At 70.8% G+C, this 18,572-nt stretch carries 18 protein-coding genes; 17 read left to right on the top strand and 1 reads right to left on the bottom strand.

All coding sequences use genetic code 11. The features are described from left to right. Window positions 1-47: 47 nt before the first annotated feature. Window positions 48-797: a proteasome subunit alpha gene (gene prcA, locus AB0O67_RS10815; protein ID WP_365448405.1), complete on the top strand. Its 750-nt coding sequence runs from the start codon at window positions 48-50 to the stop codon at window positions 795-797. A 67-nt stretch (window positions 798-864) separates the two neighbouring features. Here prcA and AB0O67_RS10810 read toward each other — a convergent pair whose 3' ends face one another. Continuing rightward, a complete protein-coding gene (locus tag AB0O67_RS10810) occupies window positions 865-1,875 on the bottom strand; it encodes a LacI family DNA-binding transcriptional regulator (protein ID WP_365448403.1) in 1,011 nt (336 codons plus the stop codon). A 113-nt stretch (window positions 1,876-1,988) separates the two neighbouring features. Between AB0O67_RS10810 and AB0O67_RS10805 the strand changes: the two genes are divergently transcribed. The 16 genes from AB0O67_RS10805 to AB0O67_RS10730 all read left to right on the top strand — a co-directional run bounded on the left by AB0O67_RS10805 (window position 1,989) and on the right by AB0O67_RS10730 (window position 18,503). Beyond that, window positions 1,989-3,248: an MFS transporter gene (locus tag AB0O67_RS10805; protein ID WP_365448401.1), complete on the top strand. Its 1,260-nt coding sequence runs from the start codon at window positions 1,989-1,991 to the stop codon at window positions 3,246-3,248. A 9-nt stretch (window positions 3,249-3,257) separates the two neighbouring features. Beyond that, window positions 3,258-4,619, top strand: coding sequence for a Pup--protein ligase (pafA, locus tag AB0O67_RS10800; protein WP_365448399.1), 1,362 nt, complete (start codon window positions 3,258-3,260; stop codon window positions 4,617-4,619). Window positions 4,620-4,745: 126 nt separating this feature from the next. After that, window positions 4,746-5,750, top strand: a complete 1,005-nt coding sequence (locus AB0O67_RS10795; RefSeq protein WP_365448397.1) for an FKBP-type peptidyl-prolyl cis-trans isomerase — start codon at window positions 4,746-4,748, stop codon at window positions 5,748-5,750. A 60-nt stretch (window positions 5,751-5,810) separates the two neighbouring features. Then, window positions 5,811-6,182 carry an FKBP-type peptidyl-prolyl cis-trans isomerase gene (locus AB0O67_RS10790; protein ID WP_365448395.1) on the top strand — a complete coding sequence of 124 codons (372 nt, stop codon included), beginning with the start codon at window positions 5,811-5,813 and terminating at the stop codon, window positions 6,180-6,182. A gap of 122 nt (window positions 6,183-6,304) precedes the next feature. After that, window positions 6,305-7,258: a WYL domain-containing protein gene (locus tag AB0O67_RS10785; RefSeq protein WP_365448393.1), complete on the top strand. Its 954-nt coding sequence runs from the start codon at window positions 6,305-6,307 to the stop codon at window positions 7,256-7,258. Window positions 7,259-7,277: 19 nt separating this feature from the next. Next, complete coding sequence (locus AB0O67_RS10780) at window positions 7,278-8,336, top strand: WYL domain-containing protein (RefSeq protein WP_365448391.1); 1,059 nt, start codon at window positions 7,278-7,280, stop codon at window positions 8,334-8,336. 26 nt (window positions 8,337-8,362) lie between these two features. Further along, entirely contained in the window at window positions 8,363-8,623 is a 261-nt protein-coding gene (locus AB0O67_RS10775; protein ID WP_365448433.1) for a hypothetical protein, read from the top strand. Between the two features lie 56 nt (window positions 8,624-8,679). Beyond that, window positions 8,680-8,874, top strand: coding sequence for a hypothetical protein (locus AB0O67_RS10770; RefSeq protein ID WP_365448389.1), 195 nt, complete (start codon window positions 8,680-8,682; stop codon window positions 8,872-8,874). A 270-nt stretch (window positions 8,875-9,144) separates the two neighbouring features. Further along, window positions 9,145-9,435: a Sec-independent protein translocase subunit TatA gene (gene tatA / locus AB0O67_RS10765; protein ID WP_365448387.1), complete on the top strand. Its 291-nt coding sequence runs from the start codon at window positions 9,145-9,147 to the stop codon at window positions 9,433-9,435. Between the two features lie 48 nt (window positions 9,436-9,483). Continuing rightward, the gene (tatC, locus tag AB0O67_RS10760) at window positions 9,484-10,446 is read left to right on the top strand and encodes a twin-arginine translocase subunit TatC (protein ID WP_365448385.1); all 963 of its coding nucleotides are present in this window, start codon (window positions 9,484-9,486) and stop codon (window positions 10,444-10,446) included. A 180-nt stretch (window positions 10,447-10,626) separates the two neighbouring features. Then, a complete protein-coding gene (locus AB0O67_RS10755) occupies window positions 10,627-13,476 on the top strand; it encodes a DEAD/DEAH box helicase (RefSeq protein WP_365448383.1) in 2,850 nt (949 codons plus the stop codon). 375 nt (window positions 13,477-13,851) lie between these two features. Next, window positions 13,852-15,453 (top strand): ATP-binding protein, encoded by a 1,602-nt coding sequence (locus tag AB0O67_RS10750; RefSeq protein ID WP_365448381.1) that lies wholly within the window; start codon window positions 13,852-13,854, stop codon window positions 15,451-15,453. Continuing rightward, a complete protein-coding gene (locus AB0O67_RS10745; RefSeq protein WP_365448431.1) occupies window positions 15,450-15,857 on the top strand; it encodes a roadblock/LC7 domain-containing protein in 408 nt (135 codons plus the stop codon). Before AB0O67_RS10750 ends, AB0O67_RS10745 begins: the two co-directional genes overlap by 4 nt. Further along, window positions 15,854-16,303, top strand: coding sequence for a DUF742 domain-containing protein (locus AB0O67_RS10740; RefSeq protein WP_365448379.1), 450 nt, complete (start codon window positions 15,854-15,856; stop codon window positions 16,301-16,303). The genes AB0O67_RS10745 and AB0O67_RS10740 overlap by 4 nt, the downstream gene beginning before the upstream one ends. Next, window positions 16,284-16,904, top strand: coding sequence for an ATP/GTP-binding protein (locus tag AB0O67_RS10735; RefSeq protein ID WP_365448378.1), 621 nt, complete (start codon window positions 16,284-16,286; stop codon window positions 16,902-16,904). The genes AB0O67_RS10740 and AB0O67_RS10735 overlap by 20 nt, the downstream gene beginning before the upstream one ends. A 69-nt stretch (window positions 16,905-16,973) precedes the next feature. Continuing rightward, complete coding sequence (locus tag AB0O67_RS10730; RefSeq protein WP_365448376.1) at window positions 16,974-18,503, top strand: cytochrome P450; 1,530 nt, start codon at window positions 16,974-16,976, stop codon at window positions 18,501-18,503. Window positions 18,504-18,572 lie beyond the last annotated feature (69 nt).

The raw sequence follows: 18,572 nt of genomic DNA, 5'->3' as shown, positions 1-18,572 counted from the left end.
TGTCCGAGGGTGCTCCAGTGACTTCGACAGAAAGGGACGGATAACCGGTGTCGACGCCGTTCTATGTCTCACCTCAGCAGGCCATGGCCGACCGGGCGGAGTACGCCCGCAAGGGCATCGCCCGGGGCCGCAGCCTGGTCGTGCTGCAGTACGCCGACGGCATCGTCTTCGTCGGCGAGAACCCGTCCCGCGCGCTGCACAAGTTCAGCGAGATCTACGACCGGATCGGCTTCGCGGCCGCCGGCAAGTACAACGAGTACGAGAACCTGCGCATCGGCGGTGTCCGCTACGCCGACCTGCGTGGTTACACCTACGACCGCGACGACGTGACCGCCCGCGGCCTCGCCAACGTCTACGCGCAGACGCTGGGCACGATCTTCTCCAGCGCGGCCGAGAAGCCGTACGAGGTGGAGCTGGTGGTCGCCGAGGTCGGTGAGACGCCCGAGGGCGACCAGATCTACCGGCTCCCGCACGACGGCTCGATCGTGGACGAGCACGGCTCGGTCGCGGTGGGCGGCAACGCCGAGCAGATCAGCGGCTATCTGGACCAGCGCCACGAGGACGGCATGACGCTCGCCGAGGCGCTCAAGCTGGCCGTGCAGGCCCTGTCCCGTGACACCAACGGCAGCGAGCGGGAGATCCCCGCCGAGCGCCTGGAGGTGGCTGTGCTGGACCGGACGCGCCCGCAGAAGCGCAAGTTCAGGCGGATCACCGGCCGACAGCTCGGCCGACTGCTGGAGGCCGGCGGGGCCTCGTCCGCCGCGGAGGCCGAGGACGAGGCCGGCGAGGACGAGTAGACCGCGTCTCGGCCCGCCCGATCCCCTTGCGGATGCCCCGGTCCCGACGGCCGGGGCATCCGGCGTTTCAGAGCGCCGGTGGCGGCGCCGTGGAGCCCCGTACGACCAGCTCGACCGGGATGTCCCCGCCCTCCGGCTCCCGGCCCTCCAGGACCGCCAGCAGGGCCCGCATACCGCGTTCCCCGAACAGCTCGGCGTCCAGGCGCACGGTCGTCAGCTCCGGATCGATCGCGGTGGCCAGGGCGAGGTCGTCGAGGCCGGTGACGGAGATGTCGTCCGGGACGCGCAGGCCCAGCCGCCGGACGGCCTTGTAGGCGCCCGCCGCCAGCTTGTCGTCGTCGCAGACGACGGCGGTGGCGGGGCGGCTCCCGAGCGCCCCCTCGGCGGCGCTCAGGGCGTCGTCGATGGAGATGGGCGCGCGGGCCGTGTGCACGGTCGTACCGGGGACGGCTCCCACGCGTGCGGCGAGCTCCCGGGCGCGCACCTCGAAGGTCCAGGACGGCACGTCGGCCGCCAGGTGCAGGAAGTGGCGGTGGCCGAGGCCCAGCAGGTGGTCGGTGACCTGGCGGACGCCGTCGGCGATGTCGAGGTTGACCGTGGCCGCGCCCAGGCTGCCCGTGGGGTCGCTGTCGAGCATCACCAGGGGCAGCTGGTCGCCTCGGATGGCGGTGAGGGCGTCGGCGGCCATGGAGGAGGCGATGACGCCGTCCAGGGCGGCCTGGGCGGACGCGAAGGGGCTTCGCGCGGGCCCGATGCCCTCGGGGGAGGGGTAGAGCACCACGCCGAAGCCGTGCTCGGCGGCGACGCGGGCGGCCCCGGTGTAGACGCCGGCGAAGAACTCGGTGGTGAGGGCGGGGACGACCAGCAGGACCGTGCGGGTGTGCCCGAGGCGCAGGTTGCGGGCGGCCAGGTTGGGGCGGTAGCCCAGGTCACGGGCGGCCTCCCGGACCCGCTCGGCCGTCGCCTCCGAGACGCGGCCGCGCCACTTCTCGCCCAGCACCAGCGAGACGGCGGCCTGCGAGACCCCGGCGGCCTCGGCGACGTCCCGGCTGGTGGGGCGGGTGCCGGCTCGTGCCACTCGGCCTGCTCCTTCGTCGGGCGGGGTCCGGGCTTCGCCTGGACGCGTGAACAGCGCACATGGTACGTATGGCAATGGACGTTATACGTAAAACTTCGGCGGAGGGCGGGGTCATGGCCGCGGGATACGGGGAGATCCTCAGGGCGAAGCACGCCGCGAGGCTGCTGACCGGCACACTCGTGGGCCGGCTGCCCAACGCCACTGCCGCGATCGCGATCGTGCTGTTCATCCGCGCCGAGGGCGGCTCCTACAGCCTGGCCGGCGCCCTGGCGGCCGTCTACGGCGTCGCCAACGCGGTGGGCCAGCCCCTGCTGGGGCGGCTGGTCGACCTGCACGGGCAGCCCCGGATCCAGCTGCCGGCCGCGCTGCTCTCGGCGCTCGCCATGGCCGGCTTCGCCTTCAGCGGCACCGAGGCGCTGCCGCTCTCCTACGCCGCCGTCGCCGCCGCCGGGCTCTTCACACCGCCCCTGGAGGGCGGCCTGCGCGCGCTGTGGCCCTCGGTGCTGCGCCGCGAGGACCAGATCCACAGGGCGTACGCCATGGACGCGGTGGCCCAGGAAGTCATGTTCACGGTCGGGCCGCTGCTGGTGACGCTCTGCGTGTCCCTGTGGTCGGCGCAGGTCGCGCTGTTGGTGCTGAACGTCGTCGGGGTGCTCGGCGCGCTCTCCGTCGTGCTGTCGCCGCCCTCGCGCGCGTGGCGCTCGGCGCCGCGCGAGGCGCACTGGCTGGGCGCGCTGCGCTCACCGGGGCTGCTGGCCCTGCTGGCCGCGTTCCTGTTCGTCGGCGTGGCGCTCGGCTCCATCACGGTAGCCGCGGTGTCCTACGCGGACGACCGCGGCGGGGACGCGGTGTACGGCTGGCTGATGGCGGCCCTGGGGCTCGGCGCGCTGGTCGGCGGGATCGGCTACGGGGCGCGGGAGTGGGCCGGTTCCCCCGAACGGCGACTGCGCGTGCTCGTGGGGCTTCTGGCGGTCTGTTATCTGCCGCTGATGCTGATGCCCGGCCCTGTCGCGATGACCGCCCTGTCCGGGCTGGCCGGCGTCTTCCTCGCACCCGCCATCGCGTGCGCCTTCGTCATCGTCGACCGGCACGCTCCGCGAGGGACCGTCACCGAGGCTTTCTCCTGGCTTGTGACGACGTTCACCGTGGGTGCCTCGGTCGGAACGGGGCTGGCGGGGCCCGTCGTCGAGTCGGGCGGGGCGCTGTGGGGCTTCGCCGTGCCCGGTGCGGCGGGAGCCGTGTCGTTGCTGGTTCTGCTGGCCACGGGGCGGGTACTCGCAGCTCCCGCCAGGACGGCGGTCGTTGCGGCTTCATCGGAAAATGATCCAAATCGTGCTGCCGAACCCCGTTTCAGTTCAGGGGATCGGGCGTAATGTTCAGTCATGGACCGCCGCATTTTCGGGCTGGAGAACGAGTACGGCGTCACGTGCACGTTCAGGGGACAGCGCCGTCTGTCGCCTGACGAGGTGGCGCGGTACCTCTTCCGCCGTGTCGTGTCATGGGGCCGCAGCAGCAATGTCTTTCTGCGGAACGGCGCCCGCCTCTATCTCGACGTGGGCTCGCATCCGGAATACGCGACACCCGAATGTGACAACGTGATCGAACTGGTCACCCACGACAAGGCCGGCGAGCGCATTCTCGAAGGACTCCTGGTGGACGCGGAACGACGCCTGCACGAGGAAGGAATCGCGGGCGACGTCTACCTCTTCAAGAACAACACCGACTCCGCCGGCAACTCCTACGGCTGCCACGAGAACTACCTGGTGGCCCGCCACGGGGAGTTCTCCCGGCTGGCGGACATCCTCATCCCGTTCCTCGTCACCCGGCAGCTGCTGTGCGGCGCCGGCAAGGTGCTGCAGACGCCGCGCGGCGCCGTGTACTGCGTCAGCCAGCGCGCCGAGCACATCTGGGAGGGCGTCTCCTCGGCGACGACCCGCTCCCGGCCCATCATCAACACCCGCGACGAACCGCACGCGGACGCCGAACGCTACCGCCGGCTGCACGTCATCGTCGGCGACTCGAACATGTCCGAGACGACCATGCTGCTCAAGGTCGGCGCCACCGACCTGGTGCTGCGCATGATCGAGGCGGGCACGGTGATGCGTGACCTCACCCTGGAGAACCCCATTCGGGCGATCCGCGAGGTCAGTCACGACATAACGGGCCGACGCAAGGTGCGACTGGCCAGCGGCCGGGAGGCCTCGGCGCTGGAGGTGCAGCGCGAGTACTTCGAGAAGGCCGTCGACTTCTGCGAGCGGCGCGGCATCCGCACCGGCATCGTCGAACAGGTGCTGGAGCTGTGGGGCCGCACGCTCGACGCCATCGAGGCCGAGGACCTGGACCGGATCGACACCGAGATCGACTGGGTCATGAAGTACAAGCTCATCGAGCGGTACCGGGCCAAGCACAACATGACCATGTCGAATCCGAGGGTCGCCCAGATAGACCTCGCCTACCACGACATCCACCGCCGTCGTGGCCTCTACTACCTGCTGGAGAAAAAGGGTCAAGCCGCCCGGATCTGCAACGACTTGAAGATCTTCGAAGGCAAGTCGGTTCCGCCGCAGACCACTCGGGCCCGGCTGCGCGGCGACTTCATCCGGAGGGCCCAGGAACAGCGCCGGGACTTCACCGTCGACTGGGTTCACCTCAAGCTCAATGACCAGGCCCAGCGGACGGTGTTGTGCAAGGACCCGTTCCGCTCCGTGGACGACCGGGTGGAGAAGCTGATCGCCGGTATGTGAGCCATGTGTTCCGAGTGAAGCCGGAACGCCACACGGGCGCCGTACGTTTCCCGTACGGCGCCCTTCTCACGCCGTAGAGTTGCGCGCACGCCATCAACAAGATCGACCGATTACGAGGCCCCCACCGTGCGCCGACGCTCACTGCTCATCGCCGTTCCCGCTGGACTGGTCACACTCGCCGCCTGCGGCGACGAAGGGTCCGACTCCGGCAAGGCCAGCGACACCGCGTCGCCCTCGGACCCGGCGTCGCCCTCCGCGGCACCGTCACCGAAGATCGTCGACGGACCGCTGCCGGCGATCACCGCGGGCACGAAGTTCGGCGAGAAGCCCACGGTGGCCAAGGGCAGCGGCGAGCCGTCGAAGGACCTCGCCGTGAAGACCGTGATCGCGGGCGGCGGCCGCACCGTCGCGGAGAACGACTACATCGTGGCCAACTACCTGGGTCAGATCTGGTCCAGCGCGAAGGTCTTCGACAACTCCTACGACCGCAAGACGCCGCTGCTCATCCAGCTCTCCCAGGGCAGCATCATCGACGGCTGGCGCTACGGGCTGGCCGGCAAGAAGACCGGCAGCCGTGTCGAGATGGCCGTCCCGCCCACCTGGGGGTACGGCGAGCAGGGCAACCCCCAGGCGGGCATCAAGGGCACCGACACGCTCGTCTTCGTCATCGACATCGAGGACACGTACAACGCGAGCAGCTCCGCCAAGGGCACCGACGTCGCGCAGGACGACGCGGACCTGCCCAAGGTCGGCACCAACACCGACGGCAAGGCGCCCTCGATCGAGATCCCCAAGACCGACGCGCCGACCGAACTGGTGGCGACCTACGTGATCGAGGGCGACGGCGAGGAGCTGAGCGCCGACAGCACCGTGCTCGTGCAGTACAAGGGCGTGCTCTGGGACACCGGCAAGGAGTTCGACTCGTCGTACAGCCGCAAGGCGCTGACCTCCTTCTCGCTCCAGCAGGTCGTCAAGGGCTGGGCGCAGGGTCTGACCGGCAAGAAGGTCGGCAGCCGGGTCCTCATCGTGATCCCGCCGGAGCTGGGGTACGGCGACAACCCGCCGCAGGGCAGTGGCATCGAGAAGGACTCGACGCTGGTCTTCTCGGTCGACATCCTCGCGGCGATGTGATCGCCGGGAATGTAAGACTGTGCGTGTTCGCCTTTCCACACACGAGCAGGAGCTGAAGACGTGAGCATCGACAAGCCCGAGATCGACTTCCCGGGCGGCGAGCCCCCGGCGGACCTCGAGATCAAGGACATCTGGGAAGGCGACGGCCCCGTCGCGGAGGCCGGCCAGACGGTCACCGTGCACTACGTCGGTGTCGCCTTCAGCACGGGCGAGGAGTTCGACGCCAGCTGGAACCGTGGCACGCCGTTCCGCTTCCCGCTGGGTGGGGGCCGTGTCATCGCCGGCTGGGACAAGGGCGTGCAGGGCATGAAGGTCGGCGGCCGTCGCCAGCTGACCATCCCGGCCCACCTCGCCTACGGCGACCAGAGCCCGACCCCGGCCATCAAGCCCGGTGAGACCCTGATCTTCGTGGTCGACCTGCTCGGCGTCTGAGCAGGACCGACCGGAGTCGATCACCTGGGGCCCATGCCTGTCCGGGCATGGGCCTCGGCTTTTGCCACGGCCCCGCGGAGCGGTACGGTCAACGATCGGAAGCACCTTAGGGAAGGGCGTCGATGGCCATTGCCAAGGCCGAGCGGCTGATGAACCTGGCGCTGTGTCTGCTGGGGACGCGCCGGCCGCTCAGCAAGCGTGAGCTTCGAGAATCCATCGAGGCCTATCTCGAAGCGGGCAGCGACGACTCCTTCAACCGGATGTTCGAGCGGGACAAGGACGACCTGCGCGAGCTCGGCCTGGTCATCGAGACCGTGGAGAACCTCGACGGCGAGGTCGGCTACCTGGCCCGCCGTGACAGCAACCGCCTCCCGCCCATCACGCTGGACGCCGAGGAGGCCGCCGCCCTGGGCCTGGCCGCCAAGGTCTGGCAGCAGGCCCGGCTGGCCGGCGCGGCCAGCGGCGCCCTGCAGAAGCTGCGCGCCGCCGGCCTGCCCGAGGACGTCGACCCCTACGAGGCGCACGGCGCCCTGGAGCCGCGCATCCCCGTGCACGAGGCCGCCTTCGAGCCGCTGATGCTGGCCTGCCGCGACCGCCGCCCCGTCGTCTTCGAGTACCGCAAGGCGAACGCCGCCCACCCCGAGGCCCGGCAGGTGGAGCCGTGGGCGCTGGAGTGCTGGCGCGGCCACTGGTACCTCGCGGGCTGGGACCGGGAGCGCGGCGCCGAGCGGGTCTTCCGGCTGTCCCGGATCACCGGCAAGGTGCGCACCCGCAGCGGCCGCTACACGGCCCCCGTCCCGGACGTCGTCACCGTCCGCGAGACCGTCGCCGGGTGGGCCGGTGAGACCGCCGACCGCAGCGCCCGGATCCGGCTGCGCTCCGGCTCGGGGTACCCCCTGCGGGCGAAGGCGGCCGCCGTCCGGGAACTCGGAGACGGCTGGGACGAGTTGGAGATTCCGTACGGCCACGGGCTGGATGCCTGGCTGGTCGAGTTCGGACCGGACGTGGTGGTCCTGGAGCCCGCGGAGCTGCGGGCCGACGTGGTGGACCGGCTGCGTGCCGTGGCCAAGGGCTGAGGGGGAGCGGAAGAAGACAGTGGCCGGCAAACCGATCAGGCCCACGAACGCCATCGACCAGACCCGGCGGATGCTCTCCCTGGTGACCTATCTCAGGGAGCGCCCCGGGGCCCGGGTGGAGGACGTCGCCCGCGCGTTCGGCATCACCGAGGACGAGCTGGTCTCCGACCTCGACCTGCTGCCCATGTGCGGCACCAGCTTCCGCGGCGGCGATCTGCTCGACATCGACACCGACGGCGAGCGCATCTGGTGGCACAACCCCGCCGCCCTCGGCGCGGACGCGGCCGAGCCGCTGCGCCTCGCCGCCGACGAGGCGACCGCCCTGCTGGTCGCCGCCCGGGCCGTGTCCACCCTGCCGGGCCTGCGCGAGAGCGACCGGCAGGCGCTGCTGCGCGCCACCGCCAAGGTGGAGGCCTCGGCCGGCGAGGCGGCCGGCGCCAGCTCCCGGCTGTCGGTGACCTTCGAGTCCGAGGGCGGTGTCTTCGCCGACGTCGACCGGGCGATCTCGGAGCGCCGCAGGCTGTGGATCCGCTACTACTCGCCGGCCCGCGACGAGGTCACCGAGCGCGAGGTCGACCCGATCCGCCTGGTCAGCGTCGGTCACACCTATGTCGAGGGCTGGTGCTACCGCTCGGAGGCGCGCCGCACCTTCCGGCTCGACCGGGTCGCCGAGATCAAGGTCCTCGACGAGCCGTCCGCACCGCCCGAGACCGAGCTGCGGGACCTGTCCGAGGGGCTGGTGCAGCCCGCGGCCGAGGACCCCGAGGTCGTCGTCGAGGTCGGCCCCGGCGGCCGCTGGGTCGCCGAGTACTACCCGCACGACACCGCGGATGAGCTTGCGGACGGCGGACTGCGTATCACCCTGCGCACGCCCGACCCGGCGTCGCTGCGCCGCCTCGCCCTGCGCCTCGGGCGTGACGGCCGGATCGTCACCCCGCTGGAGCTGGCCGACAGCGCCCGGCAGGCGGCCCGCGAGGCGCTGGCGGCGTACGACGGGATCGAGGCGGAGGCTCCCGGGAGCGGGCGACCGGGGCACCCGGGCAAGCATGCACACGACAGTCAGGAGCAGGGACTTTGAGCGAGCCGGCGGCTGGGGTGCGGGAGATGACGGTGGTGTCCGCGTTCGCGGGGATGAGAAGCGTGACTCCCGTGGTGTTCCGGGCCGGCTGCCCGGACTGCCGGGGCCGCTTCGAGCTCGCCGCGGGCGCCCTGCGCCTGGCCATCGGCGCCACGAGCCGTACGACCTTCTACTCCTTCACCTGCCCCGAGTGCGGCGCCGCCGTACGCAAGCCGGCGGGGGAGCGGGTCGTCGAGCTGCTCACCGGCGGCGGGGTCCGGACCCTGCGACTGCACTCCACGCTGTAGCGGTGTCGGCGCACCCTGTGCGCACCCGCCGCAGCACAGGCCCTAGGCTCAGGGGCATGTTCTGGCCGATGTTCGCGGTAGCTGTGGGTTTCCTGGGAATCGCCGTCCTCGGCGTGCTCGCCGTCCGGGTCTTCCTGGAGGCCCAGCGCCTGGGCAGGCAGGTGTCGGACTCCGCGCGCCGGATCAACCGCGCCGCGGAGGATCTGGAGCGGGCGGCGGCGAGCACGGCACAGTCCGTGGACGCGCTGTGATCGGCCGCTGACCTGGGCTGACCCGGCCGGTGAATCCGGCGCTTGGTGTCCCTTTGGGCCGCTTCGCCCTGTCAACTTCCCCCATGCGGAAGGTACGCTGCTGATCGCGGCCCGGAAAACGAGGCCCGGGCCGTGGACCGGGAGTACGCACGGGGATTGCTTCACGTTCACCCCCGAGCGTTACGATCGCTGCCAGCACGGTCGTTCGGATTCCTGTCCGACCGGTCGGACAGCACCCACCCGCCCGCCTCGGTGAGAAGGTAAAGACTTATGTTCGGAAGGCTCGGAGCCCCCGAGATCATTCTCATCCTCGTCGTCATCATCCTGCTGTTCGGCGCGAAGAAGCTTCCGGACATGGCTCGCTCGCTCGGCAAGTCGGCGCGGATCCTCAAGAGCGAGGCCAAGGCGATGAAGGACGACAGCAAGTCCTCCGCCCCTGCCGACCCGCCGAACACCGACGAGCAGCAGGCGGCCCCGTCCCAGCGCATCATCCAGGCCTCGCCCGGCGACGTGTCCAGCTCCCGCACGGTCAACGAACCGACGGACACGACCAAGCGCTGACGCCGGGCCGGTGATTCTCCGGCCTGCCGCACGAGATGGGAACGTGGGTTGCTGAAGCCTGCCCGCAACAAGGAGAAGGATCCCGAGGGGCGGATGCCCCTCGCGGAGCACCTGCGTGAGCTCCGCAACCGGCTCGCGAAGGCACTGCTGGCCATCATCGGTGTCACGGTCGTCGCCGCCTTCTTCTACAACGACATCATCAACTTCTTCACCGAACCGATCCTCGACTCGGTCGGTTGCTCCCAGTCGTTCGAGGAGCTGGCCAGGGCGTCCGCGGAGAACGCCAAGAACACGGAGCCGTGTGCGCAGATCACGATCAACGGTCTGCTCGCGCCGTTCACGCTGGCCCTGAAGGTCTCCCTGATGGCCGGTGTCGTGCTGGCCTCGCCGGTCTGGCTCTACCAGCTGTGGGCCTTCATCGCGCCCGGTCTGCACCGGCACGAGAAGAAGTACGCGTACGCGTTCGTCGGCACCGGCGCCCCACTGTTCCTCTGCGGCGCCTTCTTCGCCTACAAGGTGCTGCCCACCACCGCCAACGTGCTGATCGAGTTCACGCCGTTCGGTGTCGACAACCTGCTGCCGCTCGACGACCTGCTCGACCTCGTCACCCGCATGGTGATCGTCTTCGGTCTCTCCTTCGAGCTGCCGTTGCTGCTGGTCATGCTCAACTTCAGCGGCGCCATCTCCGGCAAGCGGATGCTCGGCTGGTGGCGGGCGATGATCATGGGCATCACGGTGTTCGCGGCGATCGCCACCCCCAGCACCGACCCGCTGACCATGCTGGCGCTGGCGGGGCCGATCTGGATCCTGTACTTCGGCGCGGTGGCCGTCTCCCTTGTCAACGACCGGCGCAGGCGCCGGCGCGAGGCGCTGGGACCCGCCGACGACGAGGCCTCCGAGCTGGACCTCACGCCCGACGAGATCGGCGAGGTGGAGACCGTCAGCGCGAGCCGCGCCCTGCCCGAGCAGCCGGGCAAGGACCGGATAAACGGCTACGACGACGTGACCTGAGACCCTCCTCGTCAACCCCACCGCGGGCAGCGGCCGGGGCGCCCACGCGGCGCAGCCGGCCGCTTCCGCTGCGCGGGCGGCCGGTACCTGCCGCCGAGCGTGCGGTGCGGGCCGGGGCGGTGCGCCTCGTGGGGCGCTGAGCTGGGGTGATCACCGGATTCAGCGCAGCGGATCCGGATAATGATCGTCCTGTTGTCAGTGTGGGCCGGTACGCTCGAGAGCACGATGACTGAGGACCTCTCCCCGGCCGAGCGGTACGTGGCGGCGCGTCGGCGCGCCGCCGAGCAGGCCACCGCGCTCGCGTCCTTCCGCGAGATGTACGACTTCGGCCTCGACCCCTTCCAGATCGAGGCCTGCGAGGCGCTCGAAGCGGGGAAGGGCGTGCTGGTCGCGGCGCCCACCGGCTCCGGCAAGACGATCGTCGGCGAGTTCGCCGTCCACCTCGCTCTCCAGCAGGGCAAGAAGTGCTTCTACACGACGCCCATCAAGGCGCTGTCGAACCAGAAGTACAACGACCTGTGCCGGCGCTACGGCGCCGGCAAGGTCGGCCTCCTCACCGGCGACAACAGCGTCAACTCGGACGCCCCGGTGGTCGTGATGACCACTGAGGTGCTGCGGAACATGCTCTACGCCGGCTCGCAGACCCTCCTCGGCCTCGGCTACGTGGTCATGGACGAGGTGCACTACCTCTCCGACCGGTTCCGGGGCGCCGTCTGGGAAGAGGTGATCATCCACCTCCCCGAGTCGGTGACGCTGGTGTCGCTGTCCGCGACCGTGTCCAACGCCGAGGAGTTCGGCGACTGGCTCGACACCGTGCGCGGCGACACCGAGGTGATCGTCTCCGAGCACCGGCCCGTGCCGCTGTTCCAGCACGTGCTCGCCGGGCGGCGGATGTACGACCTGTTCGAGGAGGGCGAGGACCAGCGGAAGGCCGTCAACCCCGACCTCACGCGCATGGCGCGCATGGAGGCGAGCCGGCCGTCGTACCAGGACCGCAGGCGGGGCCGGGCGATGCGTGAGGCAGACCGGGAGCGGGAGCGGCGGCAGCGGACGCGGATATGGACGCCGAGCCGTCCCGAGGTCATAGAACGGCTGGACGCGGAAGGGCTGCTGCCCGCCATCACGTTCATCTTCAGCCGCGCCGCGTGCGAGGCCGCCGTCCAGCAGTGCCTGCACGCCGGGCTGCGGCTGAACGACGAGGAGGCCCGGGAGAAGGTCCGGGCGCTGGTGGAGGAGCGCACCGCCTCGATCCCGGCCGAGGACCTGCATGTGCTCGGGTACTACGAGTGGCTGGAGGGCCTGGAGCGCGGCATCGCCGCCCACCACGCGGGCATGCTGCCGACCTTCAAGGAGGTCGTCGAGGAGCTGTTCGTGCGCGGGCTGGTGAAGGCGGTCTTCGCCACCGAGACCCTGGCCCTGGGCATCAACATGCCCGCGCGGTCGGTCGTGCTGGAGAAGCTCGTGAAGTGGAACGGCGAGCAGCACGCCGACATCACCCCGGGCGAGTACACGCAGCTGACGGGTCGTGCGGGGCGGCGCGGCATCGACGTCGAGGGTCACGCCGTGGTGCTGTGGCAGCGCGGGATGAACCCCGACCACCTCGCGGGACTGGCCGGGACGCGCACGTATCCGCTGAAGTCCAGCTTCAAGCCGTCGTACAACATGGCGGTCAACCTGGTCGAGCAGTTCGGGCGGCATCGCTCGCGGGAGCTGCTGGAGACCTCGTTCGCGCAGTTCCAGGCCGACAAGTCGGTCGTGGGCATCTCGCGCCAGGTGCAGCGCAACGAGGAAGGGCTCGAAGGCTACAAGGAGTCCATGACCTGCCACCTCGGGGACTTCGAGGAGTACGCGCGGCTGCGCCGCGAACTGAAGGACCGTGAGACCGAGCTGGCGCGCCAGGGCGTGGCCGAGCGGCGGGCCGAGGCGGCCGTCGCGCTGGAGAAGCTGCGGCCGGGCGATGTGATCCATGTGCCGACCGGGAAGTACGCCGGGCTGGCGCTGGTGCTGGATCCCGGGCTGCCGGCCGGCCGGTCCAACGGCCACCGGGGCTTCGAGCACCACGACGGGCCGCGGCCCCTGGTGCTGACGGCGGAGCGGCAGGTCAAGCGGCTGGCGTCGATCGACTTCCCGGTGCCGGTCGAGGCACTGGAGCGGATGCGGATCCCGAAGTCCTTCAATCCGCGTTCGCCGCAGTCCCGGCGGGACCTGGCGTCGGCGCTGCGCAGCAAGGCCGGGCACATCGCGCCGGAGCGGCAGCGCAAGCGGCGTTCGCAGGCGGCGGACGACCGGGAGATCGCGCGGTTGCGGACGGCGCTGCGGGCCCATCCGTGCCATGGGTGCAACGACCGTGAGGACCACGCCCGCTGGGCCGAGCGCTACCACCGGCTGATGCGGGACACCTCGCAGCTGGAGCGGCGCATCGAGGGGCGTACGAACACGATCGCCCGGACGTTCGACCGGATCGTCGCGTTGCTGACCGAGCTGGACTACCTGCGCGGTGACGAGGTCACCGAGCACGGCAAGCGGCTGGCGCGGCTCTACGGCGAGCTGGATCTGCTCGCCAGCGAGTGTCTGCGCGAGGGGGTCTGGGAGGGGCTGGGTCCGGCGGAACTCGCCGCGTGCGTCTCGGCGTTGGTGTTCGAGGCGCGGGCCGCAGACGACGCGATGGCGCCCAAGCTGCCCTCGGGCAAGGCGAAAGCCGCGCTCGGTGAGATGGTGCGGATCTGGGGGCGGCTGGACGCGTTGGAGGAGGACTTCCGGATCACGCAGACCGAGGGCGTCGGGCAGCGGGAGCCGGACCTCGGCTTCGCCTGGGCCGCGTACATGTGGGCCTCCGGGAAGGGGCTCGACGAGGTGCTGCGCGAGGCGGAGATGCCGGCGGGGGACTTCGTGCGGTGGTGCAAGCAGGTCATCGACGTGCTGGGGCAGATCAGTGCGGCGGCGCCGCAGGGCTCGACCGTGGTGAAGAACGCGCGGAAGGCCGTCGAGGGGTTGCTGCGGGGGGTTGTCGCGTACTCGTCGGTGGGGTGACGAGGCGCCGGGCGGGGTGCGGGGTGCGCGGAGGGCGGGGCCGGTCCCCGCGCCGCCCCTGTGGCGGTCGCTGACCGCCCACTTCACTCATCACGGTGAGTGGTTCTCGCATGCCCATGCACGGCTACGTACCGTGTTCGAATGTGATCTCAGCGTGTAAATGGGGCTGAGCGTACTCCTGTTGCATGCCCCGTTTCAGGTGCTTGCTGAATATGACATGGCGATGATCCGGTCGGACTAAGCTCGCCCGCAGCGCACCGAGTTGCGGTGTATTCGTGCGCTTGTTCCCAAAAACCCTGATGATCCCAACAGTCCCATGACGCATACCCCCACAAGCTCCCCCGACTCCCCGCCGACTGCTTTCAGAGGGCCCACATGGTGAGTGTTCAATCCCCACCCGCACGCCGTGAACTTCCCTACGCGCGCGTGTTGTTGCTCCCGGCGATACTGATGGCCGCGGCGACCGGAGCCGCCGTCGCCCTGGTGACGTCCTCGGCCCGGACCGCGGTCGCCGTGTGCGGCACCGTCGCCACACTCCTGGTGATCGCCGCCGCGGCCGAGGCGGTGCGCCGCGGCCGCGCGCTGCGGGACGCGCAGGTCGAGCACGCCCGTCACAGCGCGTCGCTGGAGCGGCGCATCACCGACCATCACGACGACTGGGTCCGCTTCGGCGAAGTGGTCGTGCCGACGGCCCTGCGGCGGATGGCAGGCGGTGTCACCGCCGTCGAGGTGATCCGCCAACTGAGCCTGGTCGACCCGGTCTTCCGGGACATGCCCGCCCCGCAGCGCCAGCTGCTGAAGAAGCTGATGCGCATCGTCGACCACGAGGAAGCCCTGCGCGACTCCGCGGCGGCCTCGTTCGTCAGCGTCGCCCGGCGCGTCCAGGCGATCGTCCACCAACAGGCCAACGAACTGCGGGAGATGGAGGAGGACCACGGCCGCAACCCCGAGGTCTTCGACGACCTGCTGCGCATCGACCACGGCAACGCGCTGATCGGCCGTCTCGCCGACTCCATCTCCGTCCTGGGCGGCGGCCGTCCGGGCCGGCAGTGGCCCCTGCCGGTGTCCTTGTACAGCACGCTGCGCGGCGCGATGTCGCGCATCCTGGAGTACCGGCGCATCAAGCTCGACAACATCTGCCGCATCAGCGTCAAGGGCATCCACGTCGAGCCCGTCATCCACGCCTGCGCGGAGCTCTTCGACAACGCCACCCGCTACTCGCCGCCGCACACCGACGTGCACGTCACCGCGGTCCGGGTGCAGACCGGCATCGCCATCGAGATCGAGGACGCCGGCGTCAGCTTCAGCGAGGAGGCCCGCGCCCGGATCGAGGGCATGCTGGAGCGCGCCAAGGCCGGCGTCGACCTCCAGGACCTCGGTGACGCCCCGCGCCTCGGCCTCGCCGTCGTCGGCCGCCTGTGCCGGGCGTACAACATGCAGGTCGCCCTGCGCTCCTCGGCCTACGGCGGGGTGCGGGCCGTGGTCATCGTGCCGAGCAACATGCTGACCGACGAGCCAGGCGTCGGACTCGCCCACGGCATCGGCGCCACCTCCGTGCCCAATGTCTCGCCCGACGCGCTGGAGGGCCCCAAGCGGCCCCCGAAGCGGCGCCGACCCACCAGCCCGAAGATCCCCGCCTCGGTCTCCATGGAGGACGACGTCCCGGTCGTCACCGAGTGGACCGCGGGCGGCCTGCCGCAGCGCCGCAGCCGGGTGAAGACCCCGCTGAGCCAGCGGATCGCCGAGCAGTACGCCGCCGAACGCGCCGAACGCGAGGCCGCCGAACGGGAGGGGCGCGAACCCCGGTCGGTCTGGGGGGCCCCGGAACCCAAGACCGAGGACAAGGACCAGCCCCCGCCCGGAATGTGGGTCGAGGCGTTCATGGAGGGGCTCAAGCGACCGACGCCGACCTCGTCCACCCAGCCGACCAACGAGCCGGCCCGCGTTGAGGCCGACGACGAGAGGGACCCCAACTGATGGCGTACCGAGCGGACTTCGACTGGATGCTCCAGGACCTCGCCAAAGGCGTACCGGGCATTCAGATGATCGTGGTGCTCTCCGCCGACGGGCTGCGCATCGCCCGGCACGGCGGCGACCCGGACACCGCCGACCGGGTCGCCGCGGCCTGCGCGGGACTGCAGAGCCTGGCGAGCGCCGTGGCTGACGAGATCCCGACGAGCGACGGCCAGATGCGCATGGTCCTCATCGAGGTCAACGGCGGCTACTTCTACCTGATGGCCGCGGGGCCCAACGCCTATCTCGCGGTGCTGTCCAACATCGTCGCCGAACCGGGTCTGATGAGCGCCCAGATGCGCGACCTGGTCGACCGGATCGGTCCCCACCTGACCAGTCCGCCGAGGCGCAACGGGAAGGCCGTATGACTCCCCCGAAACGCAAGCGGCGCTCCCCGAGGCAGGAGCCCTCACCGCAATCACTGCCGTTCACCCAGGAGGGCGGCGCGGGCGACGACGGCACGGACGGCCCGGAGAGCAAGGACGGCAAGCCCTCCAACCCCGAGCGCCTGTTCGTGATCGGCGAGGTGGACGGCGACCGCGCGGAACTCGACCTGGTCACGTTGATCGTGGCACGCGCCGAGCCCAAGCCGTCCACCAGCCCGGAACAGGCAGCGGTGCTCCGGTTGTGTTCCGCCCCGCTCTCCGTGGCCGAGTTGTCGGCCTACCTCAGTCTGCCGTTCAGCGTGATCACCGTGCTGCTCACCCAGATGCTGACGGCCGAACTCGTACAGGCACGCGCCCCGGTCGTCCGCCAGGCGCTCCCGGACCGTTCCATCCTCGAAGCGGTGATGCATGGACTTCAAAAGCTCTGAGACCGTCCCGGGCCCACGCGCCGAGGACCATCTGCCGCACACGGCGCAGGCCGCGGTGAAGATCGTCATCGTGGGTGGCTTCGGGGTCGGCAAGACCACCATGGTCGGCTCGGTCAGCGAGATCAAACCGCTGACCACCGAGGAGACCATGACGCAGGCCGGCGTGGGTGTCGACGACAACTACGGCTCCGACTCCAAGACGGCCACCACGGTGGCGATGGACTTCGGCCGCATCAGCATCACCGACCAGCTCGTGCTGTACCTCTTCGGCACGCCCGGCCAGGAACGCTTCTGGTTCCTGTGGAACGGGCTGTTCGAGGGCGCGCTGGGCGCGGTGGTCCTGGTCGACACCCGCCGGCTGGAGGTCAGCTTCGACGTCATGGGCCGGCTGGAGGAGTGCGGCGTGCCCTTCGTGGTCGCCGTCAACACCTTCCCGGACGGCCCCCGTTACGCCCTCCCGGAGCTGCGCGCGGCGCTCGACCTGTCGGAGGAGATCCCGATCCTGGAGTGCGACGCCCGCCGCCGCGCCTCCAGCAAGGAGGTCCTCATGACGCTGATGCGGTTCCTGCACTCCCTCGCCATGACGGGACAGCTCACCTGACCCGCCCGCACCGCCGCAGCCCCACTGCCCAGACAACGGCCCCCCCACAGTTTCCGAAAGCGACTCGCTGTGACGCCTGAATCCCACTCCACGACAGACACGGACGACCTCGGCATCAGCCCGCCCCCCGGCTGCCCCGCGCACAACCTCGGCCCCGGCGGACTGCACCGGCTCTACGGCCCCGAAGCGCGCGACCTGGGCGCCCTGTACGAGGGGCTCCGCGCCGAACACGGGGCTGTGGCCCCCGTCCTCCTCCATGACGACGTACCGATGTGGGTGGTCCTCGGCCACGCGGAGAACCTGCACATGGTCCGCTCGCCCACGCAGTTCACCCGGGACAGCCGCATCTGGAGCCCGCTGCTGGAGGGGATGGTCAAGCCCGACCACCCGCTCATGCCGCACATCGCCTGGCAGCCCATCTGCTCGCACGCCGAGGGCGACGAGCACCTCAGGCTGCGCGGCGCGGTCACCGGCGCGGTCTCCACCATCGACTTCCGCAGCCTGCGCCGGCACATCACCCGCTACACCCAGATCCTCGTCAACCGGTTCTGCGAGGTGGGGGAGGCCGACCTCGTCGGCCAGTACGCCGACCATCTGCCGATGGCCGTGATGTGCGAGATCCTCGGCATGCCCGACGAGTACGGGGACCGGATCGTGCACGCCGCCCGCGACATGCTCAAGGGCACCGAGACCGCGATCGCCAGCAACCAGTACATCGTGGACGCCCTCGGACGGCTCGCCGCCCAGCGCCGCGCACAGCCCGAGGACGACTTCGCCAGCCACCTCGTCACCCACCCGGCCGGCCTCACCGACGACGAGGTCCGCGAGCACCTGCGGGTCGTCCTGATCGCCGCCTACGAGGCCACCGCCAACCTCCTGGCCAACGTGCTGCGCACGGTGCTCACCGACCCGCGCTTCCGCGCCCAGCTCAACGGCGGGCAGATGACCGTGCCCGAGGCGGTCGAGCAGTCGCTCTGGGACGAGCCGCCGTTCAGCGCGGTCTTCGCCTACTTCGCCAAGCAGGAGACCGAGCTGGGCGGGCAGCGCATCCGCAAGGGCGACGGGCTGCTGTTCGCCCCGGCCCCGGGCAACGTCGATCCGCGGGTGCGGCCCGACCTGACCGCCAACATGCAGGGCAACCGCTCGCACCTCGCCTTCGGCGGCGGCCCGCACGAGTGCCCCGGCCAGGACATCGGCCGTGCCATCGCCGACATCGGTGTGGACGCGCTGCTGATGCGGATGCCGGACGTCGAACTCGGCTGCGACGAGGAGGACCTGCACTGGTCCGAGTCGATCTCCTCACGCCATCTGGTGGAGCTGCCGGTGCGGTTCGACCCCTCGCCGCGGCAGGACGTGATGGAGAAGCCCGGCCTCCAGCCGGTGCACCGCCCGCGCGCCGACTGGCAGGTCGGCACCGCTGCCCCCGAGCCGGTGCCCGCCGCCGTACCCACGGCCGCCCCCGTGTACCCGCAGTTCACCGCAACCGCGGCGCCGGGACAACCCCCGCAGCCCCCGCATCCCGCGCCGGTCGCGGAACCGGACGGCGCCCGGAGGCCGGGCGCCTGGCAGCGGTTCCTGCGCTGGTGGCGGGGCTACTGACCGGCCTACCCCCGAGCGGCGGCCGCTCCGGCCGCCGTGGCACTCCGGCGACTGCTCCGGCCGCCGCCG

Origin of the sequence: Streptomyces sp. NPDC086077 (assembly GCF_040686175.1) — a bacterium.
Lineage (GTDB): Bacteria > Actinomycetota > Actinomycetes > Streptomycetales > Streptomycetaceae > Streptomyces.
Note: the sequence above shows the minus strand (reverse complement) of the source record. Positions and strands in the feature narration are given on the sequence as shown.